Here is a 14,622-nt window from a genome sequence, read left to right on the forward strand (position 1 = left end):
CCCGATGGACACCATTCTCAAGCTCGACAACATCACCAAAAGCTTTCCCGGCGTGAAGGCGCTGCAAGGCATTCATCTGCAGATCGCGCGCGGCGAGATTCACGCGCTGCTCGGCGAGAACGGCGCGGGCAAATCGACGCTGATGAAAATCCTGTGCGGCATCTATCAGCCGGATGAAGGCACGATCACGATCGACGGCGAAGCGCGCCACTTCACGAACTATCACGATGCGGTGGCCGCGGGCGTCGGCATCGTGTTTCAGGAATTCAGCCTGATTCCGTATCTGAACGCGGTGGAGAACATGTTCCTCGGCCGCGAGTTGAAGAACGGCCTGGGCCTGCTCGAGCGCGGCAAGATGCGCCGCGCCGCGGCCGCGATATTCCAGCGGCTCGGCGTCGCGATCGATCTATCGGTGCCGATTCGGGAACTCTCGGTGGCGCAGCAGCAGTTCGTCGAAATCGGCAAGGCGTTGTCGCTGGAGGCGCGCATTCTGATTCTGGATGAGCCGACCGCGACGCTCACGCCCGCCGAGGCCGAGCATCTGTTCGCGATCATGCGCGACCTGAAGAAGCAGGGCGTCGCGATGATTTTCATCTCGCACCACCTCGAAGAGATCTTCGAAGTGTGCGACCGCATCACGGTGCTGCGCGACGGCCAGTACGTCGGCATGACCGAGGTCGCGCAATCCGACGTGGGGCGTCTCGTTGAGATGATGGTGGGGCGCCGCATCGAAAGCAGCTTTCCGCCGAAGCCAACCTTGCGCGCCGACGCGAAGATCGTGCTGGACGTCGACAAGCTGCAATTGCTCAAGGACAGCCCGGTGCTCAAATTCACGCTGCGTGAAGGCGAGATTCTCGGTTTCGCCGGGCTGGTCGGCTCGGGGCGCACGGAGACCGCGCTAGCGGTGATCGGTGCGGACCCGGCCTATGCGAAGGAGATTCGCATCAACGGCGCGGCTGCGAAGCTGGCCGATCCCGCCGACGCATTGCGCGCCGGTGTGGGCATCCTGCCGGAGAGCCGCAAGACCGAAGGCCTGATCACGGATTTTTCGATCAAGCAGAACATCTCGATCAACAACCTCGGCAAGTATCGCTCGCTGCGTTTTTTCATCGACCAGCGCAGCGAAGCGCGCGCCACCGCCGACATCATGAAGCGCGTGGGGGTGAAGGCGCCGACCATGCACACCGAAGTCGCGACGCTCTCGGGCGGCAATCAACAGAAGGTGGTGATCGCGCGCTGGCTGAATCACCACACCAACATCCTGATCTTCGACGAACCGACGCGCGGCATCGACGTCGGCGCGAAGACCGAAATCTATCTGCTGATGCGCGAACTCACCGCGCGCGGCTACTCGATCATCATGATCTCGTCCGAACTGCCGGAGATCGTCGGCATGTGCGACCGCGTCGCCGTATTCCGGCAGGGCCGCATCGAGGCGATGCTCGAAGGCGACGCGATCAACTCGAACGCCGTGATGACCTATGCGACCGCGGGCTCGCTTGGAGCAACTCATGAACACGCCTAATCCTTCTTCGTCGCCCAAGACGTCCACTGTTAGCAGCGATACCCCAGGCGCGCCGGTGCGCTTCACCTGGGCCGCGCTGAAACGCTCGACACTTTTCTATCCGTTCATCGGCCTGCTGGTGGTCTGCATCGTGATGGTGTTCGCGAGCGACAGCTTTCTCTCCGGCGCGAACATCGAGAACGTGCTGCGCCAGGTGTCGATCAACGCGATCATCGCGGTGGGCATGACCTGCGTGATCCTGACGGGCGGCATCGATCTCTCGGTGGGCTCGGTGATGGCGCTCGCGGGCACGCTCGCCGCCGGTCTGATGGTCGCCGGGATGAATGCGGTGGCCGCGCTCGCCGTCGGCGTCGCGGTCGGGCTCGGCTTCGGCGCGGCCAACGGCTTTTTCGTCGCGTATGCCGGCATGCCGCCGATCATCGTCACGCTCGCGACGATGGGTATCGCGCGCGGTCTCGCATTGATCTACACGGGCGGCTATCCGATCGACGGTTTGCCCGACTGGGTCAGCTTCTTCGGCAGCGGCAAGATTCTCGGCATCCAGGCGCCGGTCGTGATCATGGCGGTGATCTACGTGATCGCGTGGGTGCTGCTCGAGCGCATGCCGTTTGGCCGCTACGTCTACGCGATCGGCGGTAACGAACAGGCGACGCGTCTGTCCGGCGTACGCGTCGCGCGCGTGAAGCTGATCGTCTACACGATCGCCGGTCTCACGTCCGCGTTCGCCGCCATCGTGCTGACCGCACGGTTGATGAGCGGTCAGCCGAACGCGGGCGTCGGCTTCGAACTCGACGCGATCGCAGCCGTCGTGATGGGCGGCACGTCGATCTCGGGCGGACGCGGCTCGATCATCGGCACGTTGATCGGCGCGCTGTTGCTCGGTGTGCTGAACAACGGTCTGAACATGGTCGGCGTGAATCCGTATGTGCAGAACGTGATCAAGGGCGGAATCATTCTGCTCGCGATCTACATCAGCCGCGACCGTAGAAAGTAACGCTTCCCACTGACCTTCCTTTTCTTCTTTTTCGCAGGACCATGCAATGACGACTCAATCCGACAAGCAGAACATGACCGCCATCGTCTGTCATGCACCGAAAGACTATCGCGTCGAACAGGTGTCGAAGCCGCAGGCCCGCGCGCACGAACTGGTGATTCGCATCGCCGCATGCGGCATCTGCGCGAGCGACTGCAAATGCCATTCGGGCGCCAAAATGTTCTGGGGCGGCCCGAGTCCGTGGGTGAAAGCGCCGGTGATCCCGGGGCACGAATTCTTCGGCTACGTCGAGGAGATCGGCGAAGGGGCGGCCGAACACTTCGGCGTCAAGAAGGGCGAGCGCGTGATCGCCGAACAGATCGTGCCTTGCGGCAAATGCCGTTATTGCAAATCCGGTCAGTACTGGATGTGCGAGGTGCACAATATATTCGGTTTCCAGCGTGAAGTCGCTGACGGCGGCATGGCCGAGTACATGCGCATTCCGCCGACGGCGATCGTCCACAAGATTCCCGACGGCATCTCGCTCGAAGACGCCGCGATCATCGAGCCGCTCGCGTGCGCGATTCACACGGTCAATCGCGGCGAACTGCAACTCGACGACGTGGTGGTGATCGCGGGCGCCGGTCCGCTCGGTCTGATGATGACGCAGGTCGCGCATCTGAAAACGCCGAAGAAGCTGGTGGTGATCGACCTCGTGGAAGAACGCCTCGCGCTCGCACGCGAATACGGCGCGGACGTGACGATCAACCCGCAGAAGGACGATGCGCTCGCGATCATCCACTCGCTCACTGACGGCTACGGCTGCGACGTGTACATTGAGACCACCGGCGCGCCGATCGGCGTGAACCAGGGGATGGACCTGATTCGCAAGCTCGGGCGTTTCGTCGAGTTTTCGGTGTTCGGCGCGGATACGACGCTCGACTGGTCGGTGATCGGAGACCGCAAGGAGCTCGACGTGCGCGGCGCGCATCTCGGACCGTACTGCTATCCGATCGCGATCGATCTGCTCGCGCGCGGACTCGTAACGTCGAAGGGTATCGTCACGCATGGCTTCTCGCTTGAAGAGTGGGACGAGGCGATAAAGGTCGCGAACTCGCTCGATTCGATCAAGGTGCTGATGAAGCCGCGTGCGTGAGCGCGGAACGCGCGCGCGAGCGCGACGCGGCCGTCGGCGCGTGACAAGGGGCACATAAAACGGAGACTGTATGAACTACGTCATCGGCGTCGATATCGGCACGCAGAGCACCAAGGCGTTGCTGGTCGATCAGCACGGCGCGATCGTCGCGCAGCATGCGTCGAGCTATCAGCCGGATACGCCCAAACCGCTGTGGGCCGAGCAATGGCCCGCAGTGTGGTTGAAGGCGGTGGTGGAGTGCGTCGCCGCGTGCGTCGGCGCGGCGAAACAGGCCGGCATCGCCGCGAGTTCGATCAAGGCGCTATGCGTGAGCAGCCTGTACGGCGGCTCGGGCATTCCCGTCGATAGCGACATGCGGCCGCTCGCGCCCTGTCTGATCTGGATGGATCGCCGCGCGACCGCGCAGGTCGAGTGGGTGCGCGGCAACGTCGATCTCGAACGGCTTTATGCGATCACCGGCAACGGCGTGGACAGCTACTACGGCTACACGAAGATGCTGTGGCTGCGCGATCACGAGCCGGACGTGTGGGCACAGACGCGCTTTTTCCTGCCGCCGAACGCATATGTGATCTACATGCTGACCGGCGAAGTGGCAGTCGATCACAGTTCGGCGGGTAACATCGGCGGCGTCTACGATATCGCGAAGCGCGACTGGTCGGACGAAGCGCTCGACATGCTAGGCATTCCCGCGACGATGATGCCGGAGCGGCTGGTCGAATCGTCCGATGTGGTCGGCGGGCTGCTGTCGCAGTGGACGGAACAGCTCGGACTCGACGCAGGTACGGCGATCGTCGCGGGCGGCGTGGATGCCGCGATGGCGACGTTCGCCGCCGGCGTGACCCGCGCCGGCCAGCATGTCGCGATGATCGGCACGAGCATGTGCTGGGGCTACATCAACCAGAGCGTGGACGCGCGGCACGGATTGGTCAGCATGCCTCACGTGTTCAACGGGCTGCACGATATCTATGTGTTCGGCGGTGCGATTACGGCGGGCGCGTCGGTCACGTGGTTTCGCGAGCAGTTCTGCCATGCCGAGATCGAAGCTGCACGCGCCACGCCGCATGGCGACCCGCATCGTCTGCTCGAAGAGAACGCTGCAAAAGTGCCGGCCGGCTCGGACGGCGTGATGTTCCTGCCGTATCTGATGGGCGAGCGCAGTCCGGTGTGGGACGCGAAGGCCAGCGGCGCATTTGTCGGGCTGAGCCTGTTTCACACGCGCGCGCATCTGTATCGCGCGGTGCTGGAGGGCGTGTCGTTCGCGCTGAAGCACAACATCGAGGCGGGACGCCAGGGCGCGCAATCGCTCGACGACAAGTTGATCGTGGTCGGCGGCGCCGCGCATTCGGACCTGTGGATGCAGATCATCGCGGACACTACCGGTTATCCGGTCTACACGATCGAACAGGACGTGGAGGCGGCGATGGGCGCGGCGTTGCTCGCGGCGCTCGGCGTCGGGCTGATTTCACGCGAAGCGGCCCAGGGCGGCTGGGTCACGCTGATCGAACGCGCGCAGCCCGACGCGGCGCGGATGGTGTTGTACGAACAGCGCTTCGGCGTTTATAAGGATTTGTATCCGGCCTTGAAGCCGGTCATGCATCGGTTGCAATCATCATGAATGCTACTTTCGATTTTTCCGGACGCTCGATTCTCGTCACGGGCGCCTCCAGCGGCATTGGCCGGGCAACGGTCGAAGCGCTGTGCGCAGCGGGCGCGGCGGTGGTGGCCGCCGCGCGCAACGTGAACGAGCTGGCGCGGCTCGCCGAGGAAACCGGCTGTGAGCCGTTGACGCTCGACGTGAGCGACGAAGCCGCGATCGACGATGCGTTGGCGTCGCTCGATGTGTTCGACGGGCTCGTGAATTGCGCGGGCATCGCGTTGCTCGAGCGCGCGGTGGACACCACCGCGGCGAGTTTCGATCGCGTGATGGCGGTGAATACGCGTGGCGCGGTGCTGGTGGCGAAGCACGTCGCGCGTGGGATGATCGAGGAGAAACGCGCGGGCAGTATCGTCAACGTGTCGAGTCAGGCTGCGCTCGTGGCGCTCGACGATCATCTCAGTTATTCGGCGTCGAAGGCGGCGCTCGATGCGGTGACGCGAGCGCTGTGCATCGAGTTGGGGCCGTTCGGGATTCGCGTGAACAGCGTGAATCCGACCGTCACGTTGACGCCGATGGCGGTGCTGGCGTGGAGCGATCCCGCCAAACGCGATCCTGCGTTGCAGGCGATTCCACTGCGGCGCTTTGCGGAATCCGAAGAGGTGGCCGCGCCGATCATGTTTCTGTTGAGCGACGCGGCGTCGATGATTAGCGGCATCTGCTTGCCCATCGACGGCGGATATACGGCGAGGTGAACCGTGCCGCGCGAGCGTGGCGACGGCAGCCGGCTACAGCATCGTCCTCACGTGCCAAAGCTCGGGAAACAGCACCACGTCCAGCATTTTGCGCAAATACGGCGCACCGCTGGTTCCCCCCGTGCCCTGCTTGAAGCCGATGATGCGCTCGACCGTGGTCACATGCCGGAACCGCCATTGACGGAACGCGTCTTCGAGATCGACCAGTTCTTCGGCCATCTCATACAGCTCCCAATGCTGCGAGGGATTGCGATACACCTCCAGCCAGGCGGCTTCGACCGAGGCGTCGTGCGTGGTCGGCTGCGTCCAGTCGCGCGCGAGCCTCGCCGGTGAAATCGCAAAGCCGCGGCGCGCCAGCAGACGCACCACCTCGTCGTAGAAGGAGGGCGCTTCGAGCGATGCCTTCACCTCGGCGAACACGTCGGCGCGATGCGCGTGCGGCTTGAGCATCTGCTCGTTTTTGTTGCCGAGCAGAAACTCGATTTGCCGGTACTGATACGACTGAAAGCCCGACGAACTGCCGAGATACGGCCGCATCGCGGTGTATTCGGACGGCGTCATGGTCGCGAGCACGCTCCACGCCTGCACCAGTTGCTCCATGATCCGCGACACGCGCGCGAGCATCTTGAACGCTGGCGGCAACTCGTCGCTATGCACCGCCTGCAGCGCGGCGCGCAACTCGTATAGCGCGAGCTTCATCCACAGTTCGCTCGTCTGATGCTGGATGATGAACAGCATCTCGTTGTGATCCGGCGACAACGGGTGCTGCGCATCGAGCACCGTCCCGAGCGACAGATAATCGCCGTAGCTCATCGAGTCGGAGAAGTCGAGCTGCGCGTCGTGCCAGCCGGAGTCGGGTGCATCGGCAGCCGCAGAAGCCACGGACGCCACGCCCCCATGCCCGAACGGGCATCCCTGCGTCACGGTCTCTTCCGGCAAACCCGGCGTTTGCATGTGATCGGTCATCGCGCGCTCCTCAGGTCACGGCGCCGCGAGCGGCGAATTCGGGTGCGCGCCAGGTCTCCTGCGTGAGCACGTCACGCAAGGTTTCGACCGCGTCCCACACATCGACGAAGCGCGTATAGAGCGGCGTAAAGCCGAAGCGCAACACATGCGGCTCGCGGTAATCGCCGATCACGCCGCGCGCGATCAACGCCTGCATCACCTCGTAGCCATGCGGATGTTCGAAGCTCGCATGCGAGCCGCGTTGCGCATGTTCGCGCGGCGTCACGAGCGTGAGCGGAAACTCGCCGCAGCGCGCTTCGACCAGTTCGATGAACAGATCGGTCAGCGCGAGCGACTTCTTGCGGACCGCCTGCATGTCGGTTTGCAGGAACACGTCGAGTCCGCATTCGACCAGCGCCATCGACACCATCGGCTGCGTGCCGCACAGGAAGCGGCCGATGCCGTCATCCGGCCGGTACGTCGGGTTCATCTCGAACGGCGCGCGATGACCCCACCAGCCGGACAGCGGCTGCGCGAAGTCATTCTGATGGCGCTTGGGCACCCACACGAACGCGGGCGAACCGGGACCGCCGTTCAGATACTTGTACGTGCAGCCGACCGCGTAGTCCGCGCCGACGCCGTTCAGATCGACCGGCACCGCGCCCGCCGAGTGCGCGAGGTCCCACAGCGCGAGCGCGCCCTTGTCGTGGATCAGCTTCGTCAGCGCGGCCATGTCGTGCATGTAGCCGGTACGGTAGTTCACGTGCGTGATCATCGTGATGGCGGTGTCGTCGCCGATCGCGGCGGGCAGCTCGGACGGATCGTCGACGAGGCGCAATTCATAGCCGCGGTCGAGTTGCTCGATCAGGCCTTGCGCGATGTACAGATCGCTCGGGAAATTCGAGCGTTCGGACACGATCACGCGACGCTTCGGATCGCGCGCATTCGCCACCCTCACGGCGGCGGACAGCAGCTTGAACAGGTTGATCGAAATCGTATCGGTGACGACCACTTCGTCGTCGGCCGCGCCGATCAGCGGCGCGAGCTTGTTGCCGAGGCGGCGCGGCAGCGCGAACCAGCCGGCGCCATTCCAGCTGCGGATCAGGCCTTCGCCCCATTCGGCGGCGATCACGGTCTGTGCGCGCTGCGCGGCGGCGGCCGGCGGCACGCCGAGCGAGTTGCCGTCCAGATAGATGGTGGTCGGCGACAGCGCGAACTGGTCGCGCAGCGCCGCGAGCGGGTCGGCGTTATCGAGCGCCAGTGCTTCGTCACGGTGGTTCATGGTCAGTCCGTCGGTCGGATCAGTGAAAGTCGGTGAGGTCGATGCGTTCCGCCTGGGTCAGCGCGCGCCCGGCAGCGCGCGCAGCACCGCGCGCACCGGGCTCGCATCGAGCGTGGTCAGCTTGAGCGGCAGGGCGATCAGTTCGTAGTCGCCGGGGGCGATGTCATCCAGCACGATCCCCTCGAGAATCGCCATGCGATGCGCGCGAATTCGCAGATGAGCGTCCATCGTCTTCGATTCCTGCGGGTCGAGCGAGGGCGTGTCGATGCCGATCAGTTTCACGCCGCGTGCGGCCAGCAGATCGATCGTGTCCGGCGCGACCGCGCAGAACGCGCTGTCCCAGGCCGTCGTCGGGGCGTTTTTGTAAGTGCGCAGTAAGACTCGCGGCGGCAGCTCGTCGAGCGAACCGGCCAGGTGTTGTGGCGTCACAACAGGTGAGGCGCCGATGCAATGAATCACCCTGCATAAACCGAGATAGGCGTCGAGCGGCACTTCGCCGATCGCCGCGCCGTTTTCGTCGTAGTGCAACGGGGCGTCGGTATGCGCGCCGGTGTGCGGCGACAGCGTCAGACGCGCCACGTTGACCGGCGAGCCCGCCTCCATGCGCCATACGCGTTCGATGCCGACCGGCGTGTCGCCGGGCCAGACGGGCGTCGCGGTATCGACGGCGGGGGTGATGTCCCAGAGTGTTTGCATGTCTCCATCGGCGAATGGTGTGTATCAAGCAATGATAGGTGGATCGCCGCACAATGTGATTGCGAAAAAATCTCCTTCTGAGCCGTGTCTTGGAACATAATTTGAGTCAAACGGGAAAGGGAGACCGAATATGAACGCGATCTCGCTCGACGCCACCGATTGCCGTATCTTGACGGTGCTTCAGCAAGAAGGACGGATCAGCAATCTCGACCTCGCGGAGCGTATCTCGCTCTCGCCATCGGCCTGTCTACGGCGCCTGCGTCTGCTGGAGGAGCAGGGCGTCATCGAACATTACCGCGCGTGTCTGAACCGCGAAGTGCTCGGTTTCGAACTGGAGGCGTTCGTGCAGGTGTCCATGCGCAACGATCAGGAGAATTGGCACGAGCGCTTCGCGGAGGCGGTGCGCGACTGGCCAGAAGTGGTCGGCGCGTTCGTCGTGACCGGCGAGACGCACTATCTGCTGCGGGTTCTCGCGCACAACCTCAAACACTATTCGGATTTCGTGTTGCAGCGGCTCTACAAAGCGCCGGGCGTGATGGATATTCGCTCGAATATCGTGCTGCAGACGCTCAAGGAAGATTCGGGCGTGCCGGTGTCGCTGGTGAAGAAGAGCGCCGGGCATGGCGCGTCGCATAACGACCGTTGAAGGCGGGCAGGCGTGATGTGGCGCCGGCTGTGTAGCGGTCTAGCGGCTAGCGGTGGGTTGTAGCGGGCGCTGGCCGCAGTTGCGAGCGATACGGCACATTCCGCCGCCGCGCTTTGTGCGGCAGACACTCCTGCACCGCCGGCATTCTTGCCCCGCGTCCAGCCAGGACGCGGCGACACGTTCAGAGCGACTTGAGGCCGTGGAACAGCCCGTTCTGAAACACCAGCGGCGAGATCTCCGCCGCTTTCTCATGCACGCCGCAGCGCTCCACTTCGCCGACGAAAATCACGTGGTCGCCTTCTTCGTAGCGGCTGCGGTTATGGCATTCGAACCACGCGAGCGCGCCGTCGAGCACCGGCATGCCGGTATCGCCCTGCGCGTGCGACACGCCTTCGAAGCGGTCGCCCTTGACGGTCGCGAAGCGTTTGCACAGATCGAGCTGCGAGGCGGCGAGCACGTTGACCACGTAGTGACTGTTGGCGCGGAACACCGGCATCGAGGCCGAGCGCGTGGCGAGGCTCCACAGCACCAGCGGTGGATTGAGCGACACCGAGTTGAACGAGCTGGCCGTGATGCCGATCAACTGGCCGGACTCGGCGCGCGTTGTAATGACGGTGACGCCGGTGGCGAACTGGCTGAGCGCCTGTCTGAAGGCGGGCTGGTCGAAATTGGGCGGGCTGGCGCGCTTCATCGGACGCAAGTCCGTGACAACGACCAAGGCGAGGCCGGGCGGAACCCGTCGAGCGCGCGGTCGGAAACAATTGATTCGAAAGTCATAGTGAAAATCGTCGATTTGTCCCAATTTTAACTGCAATCGTGGCGCACGGGCCGCGATCACAGCCGGTCATTGGAAAACCCGCTAAGCTGGCAAGTCCCGCTCGTGGCACGAGCGTTGCGGCGAAGCAGGACCGGCATCGGCCGACTATCAGGATCAAGGAGCGAGCAGCATGAGTCAGACAGGCGAAGTCGCCACCCTCGGTGGCGGGTGTTTCTGGTGTCTCGAAGCGGTGTATCTGGGCGTCGACGGTGTGAACTCGGTCGAGTCGGGCTATGCGGGCGGCCAGACCCGCGCGCCGACCTACGAACAGGTTTGTGATGGCGAGACCGGTCACGCCGAAGTGGTGAAGGTCGATTTCGATCCGGCGAAGATCAGCTATCGCGAGGTTCTCGATATTTTCTTCGCAATTCATGATCCGACCCAGTTGAACCGGCAGGGCAACGACGTCGGCACGCAGTACCGGTCGGTCGTCTTCACGCATTCCGACGCGCAGCGTGAGACGGCGCTGCAGGCGATCCGCGAGATCGGCGAACAGCGGATTTACGACGGGCAGATCGTCACCCAGGTCCTGCCGCTCGACGGCAACTACTGGCCGGCCGAGGCGTATCACCAGAACTATTTCGCGCAGCATCCGAATCAGGGGTACTGCTCGTTCGTGGTGGCGCCGAAGGTCGCGAAGTTTCGTCAGAAGTTCGCGCATCGGATCAAGGCGGGGTAAGACGGCGTCCGCTCAACCCGGCTCGCTGCCGGGTTCGCCGCCAGCTTCCTGCGGCTGAGGTTCATCCGGCCGGGACTGTTCGCCATCGTTCTCGTGCTCACGTTCGTGAGCACGATGCGCGTAGGCGTCGATAATCGCTCGCGCCAGTTCCACACAGCTTAGCGGCGCCGATCCCTCCGCCTTGTTATTGATCGCGATCACCACCGGCTGGCCGGCCAGCGCATAGCGCGCGGCCAGTTCGGCGAGCGCCGCGCGGGTGGCCGGGTCCTGATCGACCAGCTGGTTGAACGGCTCGTACTTGGCCTTCGCCTGCTCGTATTTGAAGCCGCCGTGCAGACTCCAGCGCACGATCAGCGGGCCGGCCGGTTCGCCGTCCAGCAGCGCGAGCGCCGCGGCCTGACGCAGCGGGTCCGGCATCCGCGCGTGAATCCCGACGCAATACCGCACGCCCGCCACTTTCAGCGCGCGGATGAAGCGTGGCGTGAGCAGACTCGCGTCACGGATTTCGATCGCGTAGCACGTGCCGTCCGGCAGTGTCGGCAACGCCATCAGAAACCCGGCAAGACGTTCGATGAACACCGTCGGCTGCGCCAGCATCTGGTCCGGCAGCGGCGACAGCTGGAACACCAGCGCGCCGGCTTTCGCGCCGAGCCCTTCGAGACAGGGCGTGACGAATTCGTCGATCGCCATCTGCGCGTTCAGGAAGCACGGGTTCAGCGATACCGGTTCGCCGCGCTCGGCGCGCACGGTGGCGTCGGTGATCGTCATCGGCGCTTTGACGATGAAGCGGAAATGCTCGGGGACCTGCTGCGCGTAGCGCAAGTAATCGGTGACCGGCAGCGTCTGATAAAACGACCGGTCGATGCTGACCGTCTTTAGCAGCGGATGCGCACCGTAGGCGGTGAGTCCGTCGCGCGAGAGTTTGCTGTTGCTGTACTCGTCGCCGTAGACGATGCCGTTCCAGCCGGGAAACGACCACGTCGAGGTGCCGAGATGGATCTGCGGCGGCAGTTCGGCTGCAAGCGCGAGCAGTTCGGGTGCCGGCGGGGCGGCGAGGATGTCGCGGCCCCGGCGCTTTTTTGGGGTATCGGCGGGGGCGGGCGGGGAATCGGCAGAGGCGGGCGACGCGGCGTTCCCGGGCGCATCGTCTTCCTGCCAGAGCGAGGCGGCTGCGCCGGGTTTCGTGCGCGGTTGCCGCCGACGTTCGGGCTGGGCGGCGGCAGAGGGCGCGGTAGCGTGGGTATCGGCGGCAGGCTGCCCGGCTCCAGCCTCGGCTTCGGCTACCGCGCGCGGCGGCTTACCGCCCCCAGCATCCGCCTTCGACGAAACGCCCGCGTGCTCCACCGGCATCCCGAACAGATCGAACTGCACGGCTTCGCCGCCAGCGTCGTCATTATTACGGTGCTCGCCGCCTGGCGGCTGTTCAACTTCGCTTGTCCCGCTCTGGTCCATCGATGTCCGATCTGCCGTTCAAAGTTGCGCCGCGCCGGTCCGCTCATGCACGCGCCGCGGCGCAACCGTATCACAGCGGTTTTTCGTACATATAGCGGCGCGACCACGGCAAGGTTTTCGCGCTGCGGCCGGCTTTGCGGCACACCACCTGGTAGATCGATACGTCGTCGTTTTCGAAGGCGTACGCGCAGCCGGCGAGGTACACGCGCCAGATGCGGAATTTTTCGTCGTCGACCAGCTTGCGGGCTTCTTCCGCATGCGCCTCGAAACGTTCCGCCCACAGGTCCAGCGTGTGCGCATAGTGACGGCGCAGGCTTTCGACGTCAACCGCTTCGAGCCCGCCGCGCTGCATCGCTTCGAGCGCGAGGCCGATGTGCGGCAGTTCGCCGTCCGGGAACACGTAGCGGTCGATGAATTCGCCGCCGCCGAGCGCGGTTTCGCCGCTGTCGGAATCGCTCGACGTAATGCCGTGGTTCATTGCGATGCCGTCGTCGACCAGCAGGTCGTGGATTTTCTCGAAGTAGCCCGGCAGATTCTTGCGGCCCACATGCTCGAACATGCCGACGCTCGTGATGCGGTCGAACTGCCCGGTGACGTCGCGATAATCCTGCAGGCGGATCTCGATCTGGCCTTCCAGGCCCGCGGCTTTCACGCGGGCGGTGGCGAGGTCGAACTGGTTTTGCGAGAGCGTCACGCCCACACACTTCGCCCCGAACTTCTGCGCCGCGCGCAGCACGAGCGCACCCCAGCCGCAGCCGATGTCGAGCAGACGCTGGCCGGGCTGCAACTGGATTTTGGTGAGAATGTGGTCGATCTTCTTGATCTGCGCGGCGGCGAGATCTTCGTTGCCGTTCTCGAAGTACGCACACGAGTAGACCATGTTCTCGTCGAGCCACAGCTTGTAGAACTCGTTCGAGACATCGTAGTGGTACTGGATCGCCTTTTTGTCCGACGTCTTCGAGTGATTGAAGTAACGCCGCACGCGCGCGAGCTTGCTTGCGCTGGTCACGGTGTTGCGCGCCAGCTGATAGCTGATGTTGATGATGTCCGACAGCTTGCCTTCGATGTCGATCTTGCCCTTCACGTACGCCTCGCCGAGATTGTCGAGGCTCGGTTCGAGCAGATAGGGCAACGCCGTCGCGCTCTTCACGTGTAGCGTGACCTGGGGCGCGGCGAACTGCCCGAAGTCATGTTGCTGACCGTCCCACAGCACGAGGCGTGCAGGCAGGTTAGCCTTGATTTTTACTTCTTCTACCCACTGCGCCAGCTTCTTCTCCCAGAACATGTGATCTCTCCGTGTCCGTTGAATTAAAGCAAAGCTTGTGTGGATCACGGCCCGGCGCGGCGCAACTCCCATGCCGCGAGACGCGATCCGGCCGGCGCGCGCTGCTGCGTTGGCGGCGCGCTGCCAGCGTCATATTCGATTCAAGGCGATAGGCGGGAGATTTGCCAGTCGCCGTTTTCGCTTGCGCGCGTATAGAGCAGCCGGTCGTGCAGACGCGACGGCCGGCCCTGCCAGAATTCAATTGCTTCGGGGACCAAACGATAACCACCCCAGTGTGGCGGACGCGGTGGCTGGTCGCCGTATTGCAGGCTGATTTCGCGTTCGCGTGTTTCGAGCTGCGAACGGCTTTCAATTAGCTGACTCTGATTCGAGGCCCACGCGCCGATGCGTGAACCGAGCGGGCGCGACGCGAAATACGCATCGCTTTCCTCCGCGCTGGTTTTGACGATGCGCCCCTCGACGCGCACCTGGCGTTCGAGTTCGATCCAGTAAAACAGCAGGCTCGCGTACGGATTGGCAGCCAGCTCGCGGCCCTTGCGGCTTTCGTAATTGGTGAAGAACACGAAGCCGCGCTCGTCGACGCCTTTGATCAGCACGATGCGCGCCGACGGCCGGCCGCGCGGGTCAACCGTGGCCAGCGTCATCGTATTCGGTTCGGGCAGCTTGGCGTCGACGGCTTGTTGAAACCAGGTGTCGAACTGACGAAACGGGTCGTGGTCGACATCGGCAACGTCCAAAGAACCCAGCGAATAGTTTTTTCGAAGTTCGGCGAGTGAGGTCATGTTCTTATGCGAACGCTACAGTCAAGCAAGTATAG

Annotated in this window: 14 protein-coding genes; 7 read left to right on the forward strand and 7 right to left on the reverse strand. The window is 63.9% G+C overall.

Annotated features, from left to right (window positions below; genetic code table 11):
• Window positions 1-4 precede the first annotated feature (4 nt).
• The 5 genes from PQQ53_RS07320 to PQQ53_RS07340 all read left to right on the forward strand — a co-directional run bounded on the left by PQQ53_RS07320 (window position 5) and on the right by PQQ53_RS07340 (window position 6,003).
• Window positions 5-1,525 carry a sugar ABC transporter ATP-binding protein gene (locus PQQ53_RS07320; protein ID WP_408140538.1) on the forward strand — a complete coding sequence of 507 codons (1,521 nt, stop codon included), beginning with the start codon at window positions 5-7 and terminating at the stop codon, window positions 1,523-1,525.
• A complete protein-coding gene (locus PQQ53_RS07325) occupies window positions 1,512-2,519 on the forward strand; it encodes an ABC transporter permease (RefSeq protein WP_408140540.1) in 1,008 nt (335 codons plus the stop codon). Before PQQ53_RS07320 ends, PQQ53_RS07325 begins: the two co-directional genes overlap by 14 nt.
• 46 nt (window positions 2,520-2,565) lie before the next feature.
• Window positions 2,566-3,654 carry an alcohol dehydrogenase catalytic domain-containing protein gene (locus tag PQQ53_RS07330; RefSeq protein ID WP_408140542.1) on the forward strand — a complete coding sequence of 363 codons (1,089 nt, stop codon included), beginning with the start codon at window positions 2,566-2,568 and terminating at the stop codon, window positions 3,652-3,654.
• Window positions 3,655-3,724: 70 nt separating this feature from the next.
• Entirely contained in the window at window positions 3,725-5,269 is a 1,545-nt protein-coding gene (locus tag PQQ53_RS07335; protein WP_408323565.1) for an FGGY-family carbohydrate kinase, read from the forward strand.
• Complete coding sequence (locus tag PQQ53_RS07340; RefSeq protein ID WP_408323566.1) at window positions 5,266-6,003, forward strand: SDR family oxidoreductase; 738 nt, start codon at window positions 5,266-5,268, stop codon at window positions 6,001-6,003. Before PQQ53_RS07335 ends, PQQ53_RS07340 begins: the two co-directional genes overlap by 4 nt.
• Window positions 6,004-6,036: 33 nt before the next feature.
• Here the strand turns inward: PQQ53_RS07340 and kynA are convergent, their stop codons facing one another.
• Genes kynA through kynB form a run of 3 tightly spaced genes read right to left on the reverse strand, consistent with a single transcriptional unit; the run spans window position 6,037 to window position 8,926 of the window.
• Entirely contained in the window at window positions 6,037-6,969 is a 933-nt protein-coding gene (kynA, locus tag PQQ53_RS07345; RefSeq protein WP_408323567.1) for a tryptophan 2,3-dioxygenase, read from the reverse strand.
• Between the two features lie 10 nt (window positions 6,970-6,979).
• The gene (gene kynU, locus PQQ53_RS07350) at window positions 6,980-8,230 is read right to left on the reverse strand and encodes a kynureninase (RefSeq protein ID WP_408323568.1); all 1,251 of its coding nucleotides are present in this window, start codon (window positions 8,228-8,230) and stop codon (window positions 6,980-6,982) included.
• Between the two features lie 57 nt (window positions 8,231-8,287).
• A complete protein-coding gene (kynB, locus tag PQQ53_RS07355; RefSeq protein ID WP_408140550.1) occupies window positions 8,288-8,926 on the reverse strand; it encodes an arylformamidase in 639 nt (212 codons plus the stop codon).
• Between the two features lie 130 nt (window positions 8,927-9,056).
• On the opposite strand from kynB, the gene PQQ53_RS07360 reads away from it, so the two are divergent.
• Window positions 9,057-9,572 (forward strand): Lrp/AsnC family transcriptional regulator, encoded by a 516-nt coding sequence (locus tag PQQ53_RS07360; RefSeq protein ID WP_042321345.1) that lies wholly within the window; start codon window positions 9,057-9,059, stop codon window positions 9,570-9,572.
• Between the two features lie 181 nt (window positions 9,573-9,753).
• Here PQQ53_RS07360 and PQQ53_RS07365 read toward each other — a convergent pair whose 3' ends face one another.
• A complete protein-coding gene (locus PQQ53_RS07365) occupies window positions 9,754-10,263 on the reverse strand; it encodes a flavin reductase family protein (RefSeq protein ID WP_408140553.1) in 510 nt (169 codons plus the stop codon).
• Window positions 10,264-10,519: 256 nt separating this feature from the next.
• Between PQQ53_RS07365 and msrA the strand changes: the two genes are divergently transcribed.
• On the forward strand, window positions 10,520-11,068 hold the full coding sequence (msrA, locus tag PQQ53_RS07370) for a peptide-methionine (S)-S-oxide reductase MsrA (RefSeq protein WP_408152403.1): 549 nt from the start codon (window positions 10,520-10,522) through the stop codon (window positions 11,066-11,068).
• Between the two features lie 12 nt (window positions 11,069-11,080).
• Here msrA and PQQ53_RS07375 read toward each other — a convergent pair whose 3' ends face one another.
• From PQQ53_RS07375 to pdxH, 3 genes are all read right to left on the reverse strand, one after another.
• A complete protein-coding gene (locus PQQ53_RS07375) occupies window positions 11,081-12,520 on the reverse strand; it encodes a DUF72 domain-containing protein (RefSeq protein WP_408323569.1) in 1,440 nt (479 codons plus the stop codon).
• A 70-nt stretch (window positions 12,521-12,590) separates the two neighbouring features.
• On the reverse strand, window positions 12,591-13,805 hold the full coding sequence (locus PQQ53_RS07380; RefSeq protein ID WP_408323570.1) for a class I SAM-dependent methyltransferase: 1,215 nt from the start codon (window positions 13,803-13,805) through the stop codon (window positions 12,591-12,593).
• A gap of 140 nt (window positions 13,806-13,945) precedes the next feature.
• Complete coding sequence (pdxH, locus tag PQQ53_RS07385) at window positions 13,946-14,587, reverse strand: pyridoxamine 5'-phosphate oxidase (protein ID WP_408140561.1); 642 nt, start codon at window positions 14,585-14,587, stop codon at window positions 13,946-13,948.
• Between the last annotated feature and the right edge of the window lie 35 nt (window positions 14,588-14,622).

Origin of the sequence: Paraburkholderia strydomiana (assembly GCF_046030495.1) — a bacterium.
In the GTDB taxonomy this organism is placed as follows: Bacteria; Pseudomonadota; Gammaproteobacteria; order Burkholderiales; family Burkholderiaceae; genus Paraburkholderia; species Paraburkholderia strydomiana_A.